Origin of the sequence: Halomonas sp. McH1-25, from assembly GCF_022348165.1 — a bacterium.
Lineage (GTDB): Bacteria > Pseudomonadota > Gammaproteobacteria > Pseudomonadales > Halomonadaceae > Modicisalibacter.
Map to the genome: position 1 here is coordinate 1,180,474 of NZ_JAKRFI010000001.1, position 15,827 is coordinate 1,196,300.

17 protein-coding genes are annotated in these 15,827 nt (G+C 56.8%); 7 read left to right on the top strand and 10 right to left on the bottom strand.

The genetic code is table 11. The annotated features are described in order from the left end of the window. Positions 1 to 142: 142 nt before the first annotated feature. A complete protein-coding gene (locus tag MHM84_RS05895) occupies positions 143 to 700 on the top strand; it encodes a dihydrofolate reductase family protein (protein ID WP_239263534.1) in 558 nt (185 codons plus the stop codon). A gap of 73 nt (positions 701 to 773) precedes the next feature. Here MHM84_RS05895 and MHM84_RS05900 read toward each other — a convergent pair whose 3' ends face one another. Next, positions 774 to 1,895 (bottom strand): patatin-like phospholipase family protein, encoded by a 1,122-nt coding sequence (locus MHM84_RS05900; protein ID WP_239263536.1) that lies wholly within the window; start codon positions 1,893 to 1,895, stop codon positions 774 to 776. A 293-nt stretch (positions 1,896 to 2,188) separates the two neighbouring features. Between MHM84_RS05900 and MHM84_RS05905 the strand changes: the two genes are divergently transcribed. Then, positions 2,189 to 2,611: an arsenate reductase ArsC gene (locus tag MHM84_RS05905; RefSeq protein ID WP_239263538.1), complete on the top strand. Its 423-nt coding sequence runs from the start codon at positions 2,189 to 2,191 to the stop codon at positions 2,609 to 2,611. Positions 2,612 to 2,695: 84 nt separating this feature from the next. Here MHM84_RS05905 and MHM84_RS05910 read toward each other — a convergent pair whose 3' ends face one another. The 5 genes from MHM84_RS05910 to MHM84_RS05930 all read right to left on the bottom strand — a co-directional run bounded on the left by MHM84_RS05910 (position 2,696) and on the right by MHM84_RS05930 (position 6,653). Beyond that, positions 2,696 to 3,091, bottom strand: a complete 396-nt coding sequence (locus MHM84_RS05910) for a GFA family protein (RefSeq protein ID WP_239263540.1) — start codon at positions 3,089 to 3,091, stop codon at positions 2,696 to 2,698. A 70-nt stretch (positions 3,092 to 3,161) separates the two neighbouring features. Beyond that, on the bottom strand, positions 3,162 to 3,911 hold the full coding sequence (locus tag MHM84_RS05915; RefSeq protein WP_239263542.1) for a Crp/Fnr family transcriptional regulator: 750 nt from the start codon (positions 3,909 to 3,911) through the stop codon (positions 3,162 to 3,164). A gap of 424 nt (positions 3,912 to 4,335) precedes the next feature. Further along, the gene (locus tag MHM84_RS05920; protein ID WP_239263545.1) at positions 4,336 to 5,280 is read right to left on the bottom strand and encodes a metallophosphoesterase; all 945 of its coding nucleotides are present in this window, start codon (positions 5,278 to 5,280) and stop codon (positions 4,336 to 4,338) included. Positions 5,281 to 5,363: 83 nt separating this feature from the next. After that, entirely contained in the window at positions 5,364 to 6,101 is a 738-nt protein-coding gene (locus MHM84_RS05925; RefSeq protein WP_239263548.1) for a PRC-barrel domain-containing protein, read from the bottom strand. Positions 6,102 to 6,428: 327 nt separating this feature from the next. Beyond that, positions 6,429 to 6,653, bottom strand: a complete 225-nt coding sequence (locus MHM84_RS05930) for a hypothetical protein (RefSeq protein ID WP_239263551.1) — start codon at positions 6,651 to 6,653, stop codon at positions 6,429 to 6,431. Between the two features lie 462 nt (positions 6,654 to 7,115). On the opposite strand from MHM84_RS05930, the gene MHM84_RS05935 reads away from it, so the two are divergent. Beyond that, a complete protein-coding gene (locus tag MHM84_RS05935) occupies positions 7,116 to 7,448 on the top strand; it encodes an antibiotic biosynthesis monooxygenase (RefSeq protein WP_239263554.1) in 333 nt (110 codons plus the stop codon). An 8-nt stretch (positions 7,449 to 7,456) separates the two neighbouring features. Further along, complete coding sequence (locus tag MHM84_RS05940) at positions 7,457 to 7,882, top strand: hypothetical protein (protein WP_239263556.1); 426 nt, start codon at positions 7,457 to 7,459, stop codon at positions 7,880 to 7,882. Between the two features lie 21 nt (positions 7,883 to 7,903). Here MHM84_RS05940 and MHM84_RS05945 read toward each other — a convergent pair whose 3' ends face one another. Next, on the bottom strand, positions 7,904 to 8,749 hold the full coding sequence (locus tag MHM84_RS05945; protein WP_239263558.1) for an EamA family transporter: 846 nt from the start codon (positions 8,747 to 8,749) through the stop codon (positions 7,904 to 7,906). 162 nt (positions 8,750 to 8,911) lie between these two features. Here MHM84_RS05945 and MHM84_RS05950 point away from each other — a divergent pair, with 162 nt between their 5' ends. Next, positions 8,912 to 9,826, top strand: coding sequence for a LysR substrate-binding domain-containing protein (locus MHM84_RS05950; RefSeq protein ID WP_239263560.1), 915 nt, complete (start codon positions 8,912 to 8,914; stop codon positions 9,824 to 9,826). Between the two features lie 116 nt (positions 9,827 to 9,942). Here MHM84_RS05950 and MHM84_RS05955 read toward each other — a convergent pair whose 3' ends face one another. Continuing rightward, on the bottom strand, positions 9,943 to 10,278 hold the full coding sequence (locus MHM84_RS05955; RefSeq protein WP_239263562.1) for a hypothetical protein: 336 nt from the start codon (positions 10,276 to 10,278) through the stop codon (positions 9,943 to 9,945). Between the two features lie 152 nt (positions 10,279 to 10,430). Here MHM84_RS05955 and MHM84_RS05960 point away from each other — a divergent pair, with 152 nt between their 5' ends. Together MHM84_RS05960 and MHM84_RS05965 are read left to right on the top strand one after the other, a co-directional pair. Continuing rightward, positions 10,431 to 11,330, top strand: a complete 900-nt coding sequence (locus tag MHM84_RS05960; RefSeq protein WP_239263564.1) for a LysR substrate-binding domain-containing protein — start codon at positions 10,431 to 10,433, stop codon at positions 11,328 to 11,330. A 191-nt stretch (positions 11,331 to 11,521) separates the two neighbouring features. Then, positions 11,522 to 13,513, top strand: a complete 1,992-nt coding sequence (locus tag MHM84_RS05965) for a PAS domain S-box protein (RefSeq protein WP_239263566.1) — start codon at positions 11,522 to 11,524, stop codon at positions 13,511 to 13,513. Positions 13,514 to 13,523: 10 nt separating this feature from the next. Here the strand turns inward: MHM84_RS05965 and MHM84_RS05970 are convergent, their stop codons facing one another. Together MHM84_RS05970 and MHM84_RS05975 are read right to left on the bottom strand one after the other, a co-directional pair. After that, positions 13,524 to 14,222 carry a response regulator gene (locus MHM84_RS05970; protein WP_275445701.1) on the bottom strand — a complete coding sequence of 233 codons (699 nt, stop codon included), beginning with the start codon at positions 14,220 to 14,222 and terminating at the stop codon, positions 13,524 to 13,526. 99 nt (positions 14,223 to 14,321) lie between these two features. Beyond that, positions 14,322 to 15,446 carry a phosphatidylserine/phosphatidylglycerophosphate/cardiolipin synthase family protein gene (locus MHM84_RS05975; protein ID WP_239263570.1) on the bottom strand — a complete coding sequence of 375 codons (1,125 nt, stop codon included), beginning with the start codon at positions 15,444 to 15,446 and terminating at the stop codon, positions 14,322 to 14,324. Between the last annotated feature and the right edge of the window lie 381 nt (positions 15,447 to 15,827).

Here is a 15,827-nt window from a genome sequence, read left to right on the forward strand (position 1 = left end):
GATCGGTGTAATGTAGCCGAACTATACGTAATTGTTCCATATTTCATTGCCCTAGGGGCCTGCATGCGAGCTGCATAACATTCTTGAACGCGCGTGCTGTCTAACACCTGTTAGGCGAATACAATTAAATAGGTGGAAAATAGTGAAAACACAATATTACACAGCCACAAGTCTTGATGGATTCCTCGCGACTGAAGAAGATTCTCTTGATTGGCTTTTTCCTCTTGGAGATATTAATAGCTCTAGCTATCCAGAGTTCATATCCGGAGTTGGAGCCTTGGCTATGGGATCATCAACTTATGAATGGATGGTACGTAATGCAGACCAGGTCGTTAAAGAGACAGGTTCTCCATGGCCTTATGACAAACCTGCCTGGGTGTTCTCAAGTCGTAAGCTACCAGTGATTGACGGCGCAGATATCCATTTTCCAAATGGAGATGTACGTCAAGCACACGAAGAAATGAAGGTTGCTGCTAAAGATAAAAATATTTGGATCGTCGGCGGTGGTGACTTAGCTGGTCAGTTCTATGACGCGGGCTTGCTGGACGAACTAATTATTCAAGTTGGTTCTGCTACTCTTGCTAAAGGTAAACCACTTTTTCCGCGCCGTGTTTTAAGCCCTACTCTTTGTCTAATATCCGTTCAGCAAATGGGGGTAGGGATGGCCGAGCTACGATATGAAGTAAACAAAAATGGTTAGTATAATTCCGTCTAACAATGCGCTGCAGGTCGACGGCTAATATCTCATTCTAATTTGGCCAGTAGAGGCATGACTACTTCGAAGCTTTACTAACCTCCTTAGCTTCGCTCCCATTAAACGCCTGCACTACAAACTCACCTGGGTCAGCACGCCGGGCCCCTAGCGTTGCCAAGGCGTGCTTCATATCCTCACGCCCCGCGTCCCAACGCTCGGTCAGCGAGGGACGGGAGAAGTCGAAGGCGCGCATCTCGGTGTCGTGCGGCACGCCCGCATGACTGAGCATGAGCAAGGTAGTTGCCCCTTCTTTCTTTTCTCCTTCCGCCAGGGCGGAGGTCAAGGTGGGGTCGCTGCGCTGTTCTTGCGGAATACGGCTGGCAAGTAGCCGCAATTGGCGACGCATCTCGTGGCGTTGGCGCAGGCTTCTCAGGGCGCGCCAGCTCTGGGTCGACAGGAGCAGCTCCAGTTGCCGGTCCATCGCCTGCCCCACGGTGTTGAGGTCAGGGCCGAGGCGTCGAAACAGGTCCAGCGCGATGCACAGCCGATCATTCGTAGCGGGTTCGTCCAGGGCCGCTTCCAGCGGAAGGTTGGAGGTCATGCCGCCATCCACCATGGTTCGTCCGTCGATGCGTGTCGGTGGGAAAAAGGGAATGAAGCCGCAACTCGCCAGGACATGATCGGCCGTGAGGGTCATCTTGGCATTATCGAAACGCACCTCCTCCCCGCTATTCATATCCACGGCGACGATCACCACCCGCGTCTGCCCATCATTCAGCCGGTCGAAATCGACCAGTCGTTCCAGGTGTTCGCGCAGCGGCGAGAGGTCGTAGATGCCATTGTCGGTCAGCATACCCGGCAGTATTGACAGAACGCCTGGAAAGCGTGCGCGATAGAACGCAGGGCTGCCGAGCAGCAGGCTCTGTAGCGCACGCATTCGTTTGCTGTCCCACGTTGCTGTCCAGGTTGGCCTGAGTGCCCAGGCGCCATCTTGTGCAGCGGTATCCCAAAAGTCTCGAAGGATGCTGACACGTTTTTCTGGCGGATTGCCGGCGATTAATGCCGCGTTGACCGCACCGGTAGAGACAGCGAAGAGTTGATCGGGGCGAAAGCCGCGTTCATACAGGGTTTCATAAGCGCCGCCCTGGTAGGCGCCGAGTGCGTTTCCCCCGGCCAGGATGAGTGTGGTCTGCTCAGCCATGTGATCTCCCCGTCTGATCCGTGAGTCTTCTGTTCGTGTAACGCACCGGTGCCGGAATGCAGCACTGCCCGCATGAATGAGCCATCAACTTAAAATCGAGCCGAGTCGACATAAGCAGTAGTCCATTTCCAGGCAATCCCCAACATTAACTTCGTGCTTCCATGCAAAAACACTAACGAAGATAAATATTCATTTAACAAAAACTAAACAAGCATCTCCGCGTTCATATAACCGACTTCGCTCTGACACATCACGGGTATATTCAAGTAGCATCTCTGGTGTGGAGCTATTTCATGGCCAAGCAAAGCGTCCTCTTTGTCGGTGACACCAATTCAGAACGCTCTCTCATGGGGGAAGCCATGCTTCGGCACATGTCGGAAGATCACTACGACATTTACAGTGCGGGCATTACTACGGCGCCCCCTGAGCAGGCTGCGCTCGATGCGCTTGTGCATGCCGGTATCGATACGACAGGTTTGGTCAGCGAACCGGTAGAGGCCTATGCCGATCGAGAATTCGATTTCGTCATTATCCTGAGCGAAAAGGCACAACAGCACCACCCCGAGTGGAAAGGCAAGGCAAAAGAGACATTGTTCTGGGATATTACCGATCCCCGCCACATTGATCATGAACTCCCTTTTCAGCAGACCCTGCAGGAAATCCATTCAAGGCTGACCCTTTGGCTGACGGTGTATCCCGACGAGGATGCAGCCTAATGATTACTTCTACAACACGCCGATCAACGTGGTAGCGATACAGGTCCCTGCCCGTATAACGCATTGCCCCCGATCACAGCCGCTTCAGCGCGCAAACTCGGGAAACTTGGGCAGCCCATCGGTGATTTCGAACCACTCCGCCTGGGTGGACACCCAAGCGTGGTAGCACTTGCTTGGCGATATGGGTGTGTCCAGGGTACCGAGCCGCAGGCGCTTGGCCTCGGGACGATCGTCGCGGGCGCTGTATAGCGGACTACCGCATTCCGAGCAGAACACCCGCGCCTTGCTCGGCGTGGCGCGAAACTCTTTCAGGTACTGTGCACCCTGGGTAATGCGGAAGCCGGCCGAACGTATGGGTGCGACGGCGAAGGCCGTGCCCTGCGCCTTCCGACACTGCCGACAGTGGTACATGGAGACTTCGTCGATTTCGCCCCGGTATTCATAGCAGATCTTGCCGCATAGGCAGCTTCCCCGGTGCATCGGCTCCCTCCTCTCCTGGTTGCCGGATACTCGAGACCTACGTCTGGGAGACGCTGCGATAGCGCTCCGCTCACCCCCTCTCATCGACCAGCAGCGGGTTCATCTTGTCCCCGAACTTCTCGGCATCGAAATTCGATATCTGGTGGAGGCACGTCAAATCCAGGATTTCGATCTCGCTACGCGTCTTCTTGATGACATGATCTGCGTGAAGCGCTTTGAGGATTCGGCTGACGTGTACATGGGTCAGCCCCAGCGCCAGGCTGATATGCTTCTGCAGCAAGGGCAGCGTGAAGCCGCTGCCGAGATCGCCGTGCACGCGTTTGATGCGGTAATAGATCTCGAGGATGAAGTGAGCGATGCGACAGCGTGCATCGTTGCTTAACACATTGATCAACCGATCGGTAATCACGGCTTGCTGTCGAGCGGCAGAGGCATGGATACCCATGGCGAGATTGGGGTGATTCTCGAAAATGCCTTTGAGGCGGCTGGTAGGAAACGGGCAGATGACGCCGTCCGTCAGCATGGCAGCCGTCGTGTAATGGTGGGGAAGCGTAGCGTCGCGAATGCCCATCAGGTCGCCGGGCATGAAAATGTCCAATACGCGAATCGAATCCTCGCCTAGGCTGTGATAGGAATACGCCCAACCACTGCGCAGTGTGTAAAGCTGGTCTGGCCGTGTGCCTGCCTTCCACAGCTCATGCCCTTTTTTCACCTTGCTAGGCGCTTGCTCCAGTTCAGAAAGGATCCGAGCCTCTTGCTCTCCGATAGCCATGTGGTGAGACAAGTTCTGTGTGACACAACTCTCGAAATGTTCAGCCATTCTTCCTCCCTGAAGCCTGACTTGGTTATCCTGAGGATAGGTCATCGGCTGTAGCCACTAATATTTAATGTAGTAATATTTTATATCTTACAAAACAAAGCGCTAATAGCTTACATCCCTAGATAACATACGTAATGTTTCAATGCACGGTTAAAAAGGATAGTGCATTCCATGGTCATGGAAGACTAGCCAAGGAAACGGAAAGGGACCCTCTGTGTGACAAGGAGTTGTAGGCTGGATGCCTGCAGTCGCGCTGCACAGCAAGGAAGCTTAAAGTTCGATCATAGCCCGGCTGAAACATGCCGGGCTTTTGTTTATCAGTTCGTCATTCCACCGCAGATTTGCATGTCCAGGACACTGTGGCAGCCCCAGGGCGATCCTCTGCCCTGGAGAAAGCCGATGCTGCACATCGGCTTGTCGAAAATCACCTGGAAAGGGTAAACAGCGTAACCTCAGGATCAGCATTGAGTCTGACAGGGATGACGCTAAACCCAATGCCACGGTTGACGTAGAGCCTGTTGCCGGGATTGCCGTAATTCTCGACCCACCCGTCGGCATGTACGTCATTCTCGGCCAGCAAGGCCATCCAACTCCACTCCGATGTCCAGGGAAGCCTTATTTGGCCACCGTGGGTATGACCTGCCATGGCTAACGGTGCCGTACCGGCGGGAAAGGAGGCAAAACTATCGGGGTTGTGCATGAGCACGAGCCGTGCCGCATTGTCAGGGAGCTGCGCCAGAGCGCGTTGAGCATCGTCATTGTCAGCGTAATGCGAACCGACGCCGACCAAATATAAAGGAGCCCCTTCACCGTTAGCTGGCGATTCCATGACCAAGCTTTCATTGTTCAGCACATTAATGCCTACCTCTTCCAAGGTGGATTGCACTTGATGAGCCAGCCACTCTAGCTTGACATCATCAGGTTCCTCCATCGCATAGTCGTGATTTCCCAATACGGCATAGACAGGAACGTCAGCCTCCGCCAACGGTGACAATAGCGACAGGGCATGGCGTAGTTCGCTAAGCACTTCCTTGACGTCTTCCGGCTCGTACTCTTCACGAATCTCTTCCTTGGGCTCGTCGCCGATAGGGTGATAGATAAAATCACCGGCAATCAGCACGGCGCTCGGCTTCTTCTGGGCAAGATGCTCGGCGATGTCCTTCACCGTATCCTTGTTGGAGAGCCACATGCCCACTTGAAAATCAGCGATGAGGGCCACCTGCCGGTTCTGCCATGCTGGCGGCAGGTTGGGGATCTTGACCCGTTCTTCTTGGTAGTCGACTTGATAAGGTGCAACGAACATGCCCCATAGAATCAGTGACACGAGGAAAACAGCGAGTATAAGCAACGAATACTTGATAAACTTCATTTACCCATCGCATTCCCGTTCATGCGCATAAAAAGGAGGGGCTGCATTGCCCCTCCCATATAAAAACTGACCCAAAAGATAGTTTAAATATCCCAAAGCCCATCATATTCGTCATAATCGAAGGGCTCCAGGTTTCCGACTTCATCTTCACCATACGGGAGCGAGTAGGTCGTATAGCCGGGCTGCCAACCATTGCCATAGCCTGCGAACGGATAAGCGTACGCATCGCCACCGTAGGCTTCGTCGGCTTCAATGACGACCGTCTGGATCTCGCCATTGCGTGAGAAGAGGACATTATCTACGTAACCGTAGCCGACTCCCTGACCAATGCTGGCATAGTCGTCCAGCAGTTCGGAGAGTTTCCAAACTCTAGAGCCGGTTGCCACGTCATCGTCCACTTGCTGGGTCGCGCTAAGGTCTTGCTTGGTGATCCAGTCGCTATCGAACAGACCATAGTCGTCTGCATTGTCCTCAGTGACAGGGATCTGCACCCCATCATCGGTGAGTTCGACATCTTCCCAAGGGACAAGAACGTGGGTGTCACCGATATCCCAGAAGCCACCGACCTGTGCAATGATCGCACCGATCTTGTTATCTTCTGTAATGAGCACGTTTTCGACGCTACCGATCTCTTCTCCCTCAGGACCGAACACTTCCGTATCCATCAGGTTATCTGCGCGTATCCCACCTTGCTGATAGATAGTGTCATAAGACCAGTCCTCCAATGAGGCGTTCTCATTGGTCTGAGCTTGCGCCTGGCTCATGGCGGTTACCGATGCCACTGCCATTGCGATAACCGAAACGTTACGCTTCATCGACATAGCAAAACTCCCTTCTTGCTAAATGTGATTTCACCCTAGAAGTCATAATGGTTCTTGTAAAGCGAATAAGTAATCGGTAAGTAGGATGCTAATTTTATAAAAACAAGCGACCCACTTATTTGTAATTGATTGCAATAGCTTCGTGTTGTCTATAATAACTTTTGGCCAGACAAGCACATTGGCTATTCGCCTCTGTGCAGCATGGCGCGGCAAGGCCATCGGAATAATAGAGAGCCGAGGCTATAGCCTCGGCTCTAGGAGAGCATGGCGCACCCTCGGGATCTTGCTAAGCCGATGGAGGGACGCTCATGATAGAAGTAAGGACAATCAGTCCTCGTTGACGGTCATGACGCGAGTCTCGCCGGCGAGCACTTCGTCCCAGGCCTGGTCGAGGGTGTAGCCTTGGCAGGCATTGATGGTGTCGAGTACCTCGACGGCATGCTGCAGTGAGTGGCCACTGGCCTTCAAGGCAACCACCACCTTGGCAAGGTCCTGCTTGCTGAAGGTACTGGCGATAAGGTCGGCTTGCTGAGTCAATTGCATGCAGTTCATGGTTCAATCCTCATGCTAGGTCATCATTACCCTGGGAAAATCCCGTTCTGGGTTGCCATCTCCGATGGCGTTCTGGTGCCTTAGCTACGCATGCCGGGCCAGGTAAGCACCCAAGGCTGCACTGCGGCAGGGTCATAAGCGTTTCAAGACCTTCGCTCCTGGCGCCTGGATCAAAGTAGACATGACGCTCAGGTTGTAGCCGGGTATCAGGTCAGTGAATCGAGGTAGCGATACCTGCCTGACACCGTGAGTTCACTATGGGCCAGGACGAGTCCTCTCACAAAGCGCCATTAGGTGCACGGGTCGTTGTAGTTTAACTACACTGCCGGCATTCAACTTCTGGGTGAGTAGCGGTACTACGGGAGGTATCGCTGATACGCCTGCACTCGCCTTGCCCGCTAGCGAGGAAAGTGTCATCTTCGTCTGAGAATGCCTATCAACTCGCTATCAGGAGTGTCCAACGTGTTCATCGCCATGAATCGTTTCCGAGTCAATCCCGACAGAACCGAAGAATTCGAACAGATCTGGCTGGAGCGGGAAACTCATCTGCAGGGCCTGCCGGGGTTCGTCGAGTTCCATATGTTGCGTGGCCCCGATGAGGAGGATCACGTCCTTTACGCCTCGCATACCATCTGGCGGTCACGTGAAGATTTCGATGCCTGGACGCACTCCGAGGCGTTCCGCGCGGCACATGCCAATGCTGGTCAAAGTCGCCGTGAAGGCCTTTACCTGGGCCCGCCGAAGTTCGAGGGCTTCGAGGTCATCCAGACGATTAGCGAAGCTAACGATACCTAAACGTACCGATGGTCGATCAGGATAGTGAAGCGCCGTTGGCGGTCGTCACCGGAGCCAACACCGGGTTGGGTTTCGAGACCGCCAAAGGGCTGATCCGTCAGGGCTTCCGCGTCATCGTGTCGGCACATCCCGGCCTGTCCCGCACGGCGCTGTTCGATCATGGTGTCGCCAGCCGCGCCATGGTGGGCAGTCTTTTCAAGCTGTTGATGCCGCTGATCACCCAAACCGCCGCCGAAGGCGCACGCCCTACCCTTTTCGCGGCAACCGCCGAAGAGGTGCGTCCCAGGGACTATATCGGCCCTGCCGGTTTCGCCGAGACGCGCGGCACGCCCAAACGCGCCTATATCGCTGCTAACGCGCGGGACACGGCCATCGCCGAGCGGTTATGGCAGATATCCTGCGAATTGACCGGAGCGGACTGGCGAACGGCATGAATCGCTAGTCACCGCCGATCTTCACCCGACCTTGGCCATGGCCACGCCGGTGACGATCGTCAGTGCCGCCAATGCCCGCCAACGGCTGAGCGGCTCCTTCAGCCACACGCAACCGATCAGCGCGGCGAACAGCACGCTGGTTTCGCGCAGCGCAGCGACCAACGCGATCGGTGCCAGGGTCATGGCCTCGATGGCGATGGCGTAGGCGCCCAGCGACATGGCGCCGCCGAGTAGCCCGACCCGCCAATGTCCGGCCAGCGCTGGCAGGACCTGTACGCCGCGCGTCACCAAAAGCAGGATAAACATGACCAGGCCATTGCCGACGAACAGCCAGGCGATGTAGCCCGGGGGCGAGCCACTGGCTCGCGCACCGATTCCATCACTCAAGGTGTAACCGGCGATGAAAGCTGCGGTGGCCAATGCCGCGCCTACCGCACGCCTTTCCAGCTTCTGCGCATGTCGTCCGCCACGCCACGACATCAGCCCCACACCGGCGACCAGCACGCCAATACCCGCCGTGGCCAGCGGTGAAGGAAGTTCATGCAGGACGATGGCCGACACTACGGCTACCAGCAGTGGCGCGGCGCCTCGGGCGATGGGATAGACCTGCCCCAGATCCCCGCTACGGTAGGCCTGGACGAGAAAGACGTTGTAGCCGATGTGCAGGAGCATCGATGCTATTAGCCACGGCCAGGCAGCGGGCTGCGGCGGTGCCACCAGCATCAGCGCCGGCAAGGCGACAATGCCGGCGGCCATGGCAATCAATGAGACCGCCAGAAAGCGGTCCAGCCCCACCTTGACCAGTGCGTTCCAACCGGCATGCAGCATCGCCGCCACCAGGATGGCCAGAAACAGCCCTGACTCCATTGCAAGCCCCCTCATGCCTCAACCACTCGCCACGAGACTGGACAACGAGTGCCTCCAGCGGCTCAATGACGATATGGCCATTTTGTCGAGCTCCCAGGAAATCATGGCAAGAGATCAAAGGCCTAACGACTTATCGGCACATTGCCTGTCAGGAAAACTCACATGCCGCACAGCCTGCCTTCGCTCAACGCCCTACGCGCCTTCGAGGCCGTCGGCCGCCTGGGAAGCATGACGGCCGCCGCCGCTGAACTGCACGTCACCCACGGTGCGGTGAGCCGCCAGATCAAACGGCTCGAGGCTCATCTTGGCGTGGCGTTACTGGAAGGACCCAAGCAGGCGCTGCGCCTCACCCCGATGGGGCGCGAGCTGTTGGACGGACTGACGCCGGGGTTCGAGCATCTAGAGCAGGCGGTACGCCGCGTCACGGACGATGTAGAGGGCACGCTCGATGTGACCTGTCTGGGAACGCTGATGCTGCGGTGGCTGATTCCGCGTCTGCATCGCTTCCAAGCCGCGCATCCGGCTATCGAGGTACGCCTGAGCGCCTCCGACGGACCGCTGGATCTGGAGCGTGCCCGTTTCGATGTGGCCATTCACGTCGATGGCGCCTGGAGGACCGGGGCCGAGGTGACGCCATTGTTCACCGAACGTGTGGGACCGGTGATGGCGCCTGCATTCCATTCAGGCGATCGACCACGACTCGAGGCCATGACGCTGCTGCACACCGCCACGCGCCCGCATGCCTGGCGGGACTGGGCCAAGGCCGCCGGCGTTGGCCTGATGGATCTTCGCGGCCCGACCTACGAGCATTTCTACTTCCTGCTGGAAGCCGCCGTCGCCGGGCTGGGCGCGTGTATCGCCCCATGGATTCTGGTCGTTGACGATATACGTGCGGGCCGCCTGGTGGCCCCTTATGGTTTCCTGCCTAGCGGGCTCGAGTACGTCGTTCTGCGGCCCCCACGAAGCTCGCGCAAGGCCGCCCTGTTTCGCGACTGGCTGGTTGAAGAAGGTGAGCGCTTTCGACAGGAGTCGGCGCCGCCGGAAGCACCTCATGCGACCTCCCGTTCGCCTGGGTAGCCCTGCTCCGACTCACCACGGTACGCCGTTGCCATGGTGACGCCGAATTCATGCGTGCGCCCCGGTCAATACCAGGCCGGGCGGCACGATGCGAAGGCTGGTTGTTGCAGTCGTCTTCATTGCCCGCCGCACTCTCTGATGGACGCGCCGTTTCGCTGACAGCGTCGCTGCTCCAGCGCGGCGAGGGCATCCTCATGCAGCGGCAGCCGCAAGGCCCATTCGATATCGTCGCGGTGATGGCCCATGTCTTCCAGTATTCGGTCGTCATAGGCGAGCAAAGGCAGCAAGTACCGACGGACAAGGCGTCGCCGCCGCCAGGCATACCAACGATTCTCCAGCGCCGTGATCAATCCCAACGGGGGCATGGCCGGCATGAAAAATTCCGGTTGGAGCGGAGTGCGAGGACGCGGCAACTTGTCGATGGCCCGGCGGACGTGTTCGAGATCGGACATGACGATACCTCCCGGCTAGCGCCAGTTCATGGATTGGCAAAACTCAGGAACCGTTGAGGGTCGCGACCTCATCGACAGAATGGTGGGAACCCGATGTTCAATCAAACAAAAAGAATTACACTTATCGTTAAGTAATTCTGAAAGGTAAAACCATGTCTTCGACGCCTCCATCCTTCGAGCGCAGTTCCCTGCCGCTACTGGATACCGACGTGCTGCGCATGTTCGTGGCGATTGCCGAAAGCGGCAGCTTCACACAGGCCGCCAAGCAAGTGTTCCGCACGCCATCGGCATTGAGCATGCAGGTCAAACGCCTGGAAGAAACGCTCGGGCAAGTGCTGTTCGTGCGTGAGGCACGCCGGGTCAAGCTGACGCCGGAAGGCGAGGTGCTGCTGAGTTATGGTCGTCGGCTGCTCCGGCTCAACGAGGAGGCTGTCACGCACTTCCTGTCGCCTTCACTGGAGGGAACGGTGTGTTTTGGCACGGCCGACGACGTGGGGTCGCGCATCCTCCCGCGCGTACTGGCTCACTTCGCCCGGTCGCATCCGGGCGTGCAGGTCGACGTCGTGGTCGGTCGCAGCGTAGACCTGCATGAGCGTCTGGAACGCGAAGAGCTCGATCTGATCCTGATGACGGTGGGCAACGACGGTCAGGCCATGGGCCTGGGTGAGATCGTGTATTCGGAACCCTTAGTCTGGGCAGGATTGGAAGGTGGTGTCGCCGCGCAGCGTTCACCGTTGCCATTGGCGCTGGCGAGCCACGGGTGCCCCTGGCGCGGAATGGCGCTTTCGGCGCTGGATCGTACGGGATTGGCGTACCGCATCGCCTATTCCTGCGAAAGTTGCAGTGGTCAGGAGGCCGCCCTACAGGCGGACCTTGCCGTGGCGCCCCTGCCCCAGGGCCTGGTGCGCCCGCCGCTGTGCAGAGTAGACAACGACGCCAGGCTGCCTCCACTGGGCAACTCACAGGTCACGATGGTTTGTCGACCCGGCGCAGGGGCGGCAACCGAGACACTGGCCGAACACGTCAAGGAAGCGTTTCGGACGCTTCGCTAAGCGAGCAGTACTACGCTTATCGTGTAAGACGATGTTCGACATTGATGGCACCGAGACAGACCCAGTCATAAAATAGGCGGGTAAATAGCTGATACGGCTAATTCACGCGCAATCATGCGAAGCAGTGGTGGATCAAGCGCATAGCAAGAAGCGCCCTCCTCCTATCTTTCAGACTCCACCAAGTGGTTTTCATGCTTTCCGACGCAGATTACCGCCTTCTGTTCGAGAGGGCCCCGACTCCTTTCCTGATCCTGCTGCCCGAGGCCGACTTTACCGTCGTCGACGTAAACGACGCTTACTTGCGCGCTACCGGCTCCAAGCGCAAGCATTTGCTTGGCCAGTCGATTTTCGACGCCTTTCCGGACAATCCGGCGGATCCCGATGCGTCGGGCGTAACCAACCTGCGTGCCTCGCTGGAGCGGGTCGCCAGCACGTATATGGCCGATACGATGGCGGTCCAGCGCTACGACATCCCCCGTCGCGATAGTGAAGGAGCCTTCGATGAGCGCTACTGGACGCCGATCAACATCCCTGTGATGTCTCCCGAGGGCGACCTGCGCTTCATTATCCACCGCGTCGAGGACGTGACCGAATACGTTCATCTCACCCAGGTACAGGAACGGGTCCGGAGCCGGGCGGATACGCTACAGGCCAACTACGATGAGATATCCGCCGAACTCCTCCATAGCAGCCGTAAGCTGCAGCGCGTAAATGCCAAGCTGACCAAGAGCGAGGCCAGGTTTCGTGCCGTTGCCGATCTGGTACCGGAGCTTCTCTGGGAAGCAGGCCCCGGCGGTGAATGGACGTGGAGCAACATGCGCTGGATGGCCCATACGGGACAATCTGCGGCCGAAGCGTGCGGGAGTGGCTGGGCCGACGCCATACATCCCGAAGAGCGCGAGCGCGTCGTTCGCGAATACCGGTCAGCCGTTGCCAGGGGCGAGCGCTTTCGTAGCGTACACCGCCTGCGTGCTGGCGACGGTACCTATCGCTGGTTTCTGGTCGAAGCCGTTCCCGGCAACGACCATGGCCAACGCATAGAGCGCTGGTTCGGTTCGGCGACCGATATCCATGAACAACGCGTGGCGATGGATTCTCTCGATGAATTGGTGCGCGAACGCACCGCCTCGCTTTCCGAAAGCGAAGAACGCTTTCGTGCCTTGATCGCCGCCTCGGCATTAGCGGTCTGGACCACGGATGCTACGGGCAAGGTCAACGAGGATTCGGCCTCCCTGCGTGCCTTCACAGGCCAGACACGGGAGCAATGGTTCGGCGACGGCTGGATCGATGCAGTCCACCTCGACGACCGTCCGGGGGCAATGGCGGCCTGGCAACGTTCGGTGACGGACACGTCACCGTTCGATGCCGAATTCCGGTTTTGGCACGCGCCCAGCCGGCGCTGGCGCTGGACGGCGGCCCGTGCAGTGCCGTTGTGGAACGACGCGGGCAGAATTCGCGGTTGGGTCGGCATGACCATGGACATCGAGGAGCAGAAGCATGCCGAGGCAGAACTGCGCGACACGGCACTACGTCTGACAATGGCCGAGCAAGAAGAACGCCGGCGCATTTCGCAGGTGCTGCATGACGATATGCAGCAGTTGCTTTACGGTGTGCAAATAAAGCTGCACCTGGTTCGTCAGATGGCTGAATGCGAGCGGCAGGCCGCGCTTTATGAGGCCGTCGATGGGATTCATGCATTGATCGGACAGGCAATCGATACCACTCGTCAGCTTACCGTGGACCTGAGTCCCCCCATCCTGAAGGAAGAAGGCCTCCTGGCTGCGCTGGGATGGTTGCAGCGCCAGATGTTGGAGTTGCACGGGCTCACGGTAACGATTGCAGCGAACGACGAATCCCCGCTCCAAGATGAGGATTTGCGCGTGCTGCTGTTCCAGATTGTCCGCGAATTGCTATTCAATGTGAAAAAACACGCGGGTGTGGATCACGCCCGAATTGAACTCGTAAATGCGACCGATCATATCGTGATTCGTGTCGAGGACACCGGCCGGGGCGCGGACCACACGATTTTCGAACGATCTGGAAGCCACAGCACGGGTCTTGGGCTTCCGAGCGTACGTGAGCGACTGCGCCAGGTCGGCGGAAAAATGCGTATCGACTCTATGCCATACGAGGGTACGCGCATCGAACTGAGCGTACCCCTGGTATTGCATCGAGCGAAATGAGCGCATTGGCTCAAGGTCGCTTGACGAACATGTAGCCCTTGTTGCGTACCGTCTTGATCAGGTGCGGATGGGTGGAATCGTCGCCGATCTTGGGCCGAATGCGCGACACGCGTATGTCTATGCCTCGCTCCTGTCCGTTGAATGAGATGCCACGTAGCGACGAATATATTTCTTTGCGGCTCAAAATACGGCCGGCATTGTCAGCGAGCAGCCACAATAGGTCGAACTCGGAGCTGGTTAGGTTGATGCGTTCCCCGTCGAGCCAAGCTTCACGGATCGCATCACTGATCATCAACCTACCGAAAGTCAGTCGGGACGGACCACTACCGCCTTTGACTGGTATATTGCGCCGTATGAGTGCATTGACGTGGGCAAGCAGCAGTCTCGGCTGCACCGGCTTGGACAGGTAGTCATCAGCCCCCATTTCCAGCCCCAATACCTGATCCACATCGTCGACTCGTGCCGTCAGTATCAGTATCGGGCCGGAATAGTACGGCTTCACGCGTCGACAGATAGATAGGCCGTCCGTGCCGGGCAGCATCAAATCAAGAATGACGATGCCAGGCTGCAATTCGATGATGCGCTCCACGGCGAGTGTGCCATTTGCCTCGATGATTACCTGATAGCCGTTGGCCTCAAGATATTCCTGGGTCAATTTCGCCAGGCGCTCGTCGTCCTCGACGATTAGTACACGATCCTTGTTTTCCATGTTCAAGCAATTACCCATCCTTAGCTTGCTTTGCTATATCACTGTGGTTCCTGAACCTCGTTGAACGCACCTATTGATGAAAGAACGATTCGTAAAAACTCAACGAAGCAGGGTCGCCCAACTGTTTACGGTGCCAAGCGCTCGCTCACGCGCCCGACGACGCCAGGGGCGCTGTCTCCACGATGCCGGGCAGATTTCTTGGCTAACCTCAAGATTGTCTTCGAACAGCGCGGCGACATCGGCGGCAAAGCGGCCGTCTTCGACTTCCTGGTTGGCTTCCAGATTCCAGCGCAGGCTCCAGTGATCGAAGTTGCACGATCCTATCGTGCTCCAGTCATCTATCAGGCAAAACTTGGCATGCGTAAAGGAAGGTTGATATTCATAGACGCGTACACCTGCACGCAGTAGCCTTCCGTAATAGTGTTGTCCTGTGTAGCGCACGCTGGGATGATCGTGCTTTTTACCGGCTACCAGGAGACGAACATCGACGCCGCGTCGTGCCGCGGCCATCAAGCGCCTTCGCAAACTGAGCGTCGGCAAGAAGTAAGGCGTATAGACCCACACCCGCTGGGTGGCTGCCGAAATACGCTGTTGAAGAGAGTACCGAATCGCTTGGTCACGGCGTCCGTGCCCCCAGATCAGGCGCCCCCGCATGCCCTGTTCACGAGGTTCGGCCGACTCAGTCAACATCACATCTTCCAGACTCGGCAGGCTGTCCTTGCCCTGGGTCGATGGCGAGTCCCAGAGCTTGGTGAATAGTGCCGACCAGTCGCTGACCACCGGTCCTTCGATACGTAGCGCAATGTCGTACCACTTATCGAGGAAGTCATCCGTAAGGCAGAATCCGCCCGTGAACGCTACGCGTCCATCCACCAATACCAGCTTGCGATGATCTCGCGTCAGCTTGTGACTCAAACGCCCGGTGGAAAACGGATTGAAGAAGCGCAAGGCAGCACCCGACTGCGTCAATCGCGCCCTGTCGCGTTGCTTCAAGCCCTTGGCACCGTAGCCATCGAAGAGAACCTGAACGTGAACGCCGCGGTTTGCTGCCCGAACGAGGGCATCGATGACCCTGTCGGCAAGATGACCGGATTCGGCCAGGTACTGCTCGAACAGAATCGTCTCGTTCGCATCGTCAATGGCTGCGAGTATTTCTGGTATGTAGCGCTTACCTTCCGGTAATAAAGTAAACTGATTGCCGCTTCGCCATACACTGCGCGTCATTAATACCCTCCATGGCTTTTATAATGACAAAACGATACAAAATTTTGACTTAATATCGCCTTAATACTTTACTTTTTTACATTCCATGCTAGCTATAACCTTTGTTTATTAAAAACCCTAAGTTTTAAAAAAACCATAAAGAATGTAACAAAATAACTTAATAATTAATCCATTATTTTCATGGCCTTACGTTTAATCATCCCATCTGGCTTAGATAACCATCACAAATGCCTACGCGTTTTGGCGGCAATCTCTTACACGCCTAAGGCACATAGGTTAGTAAAAAGTTCACAAACCCCGTGTATCATGAGACTCATTGGGCAAGGATGTTCAATCAGGGAAGACCGAGTACAAGGACGACTCAAGTACCAAGGATGCACG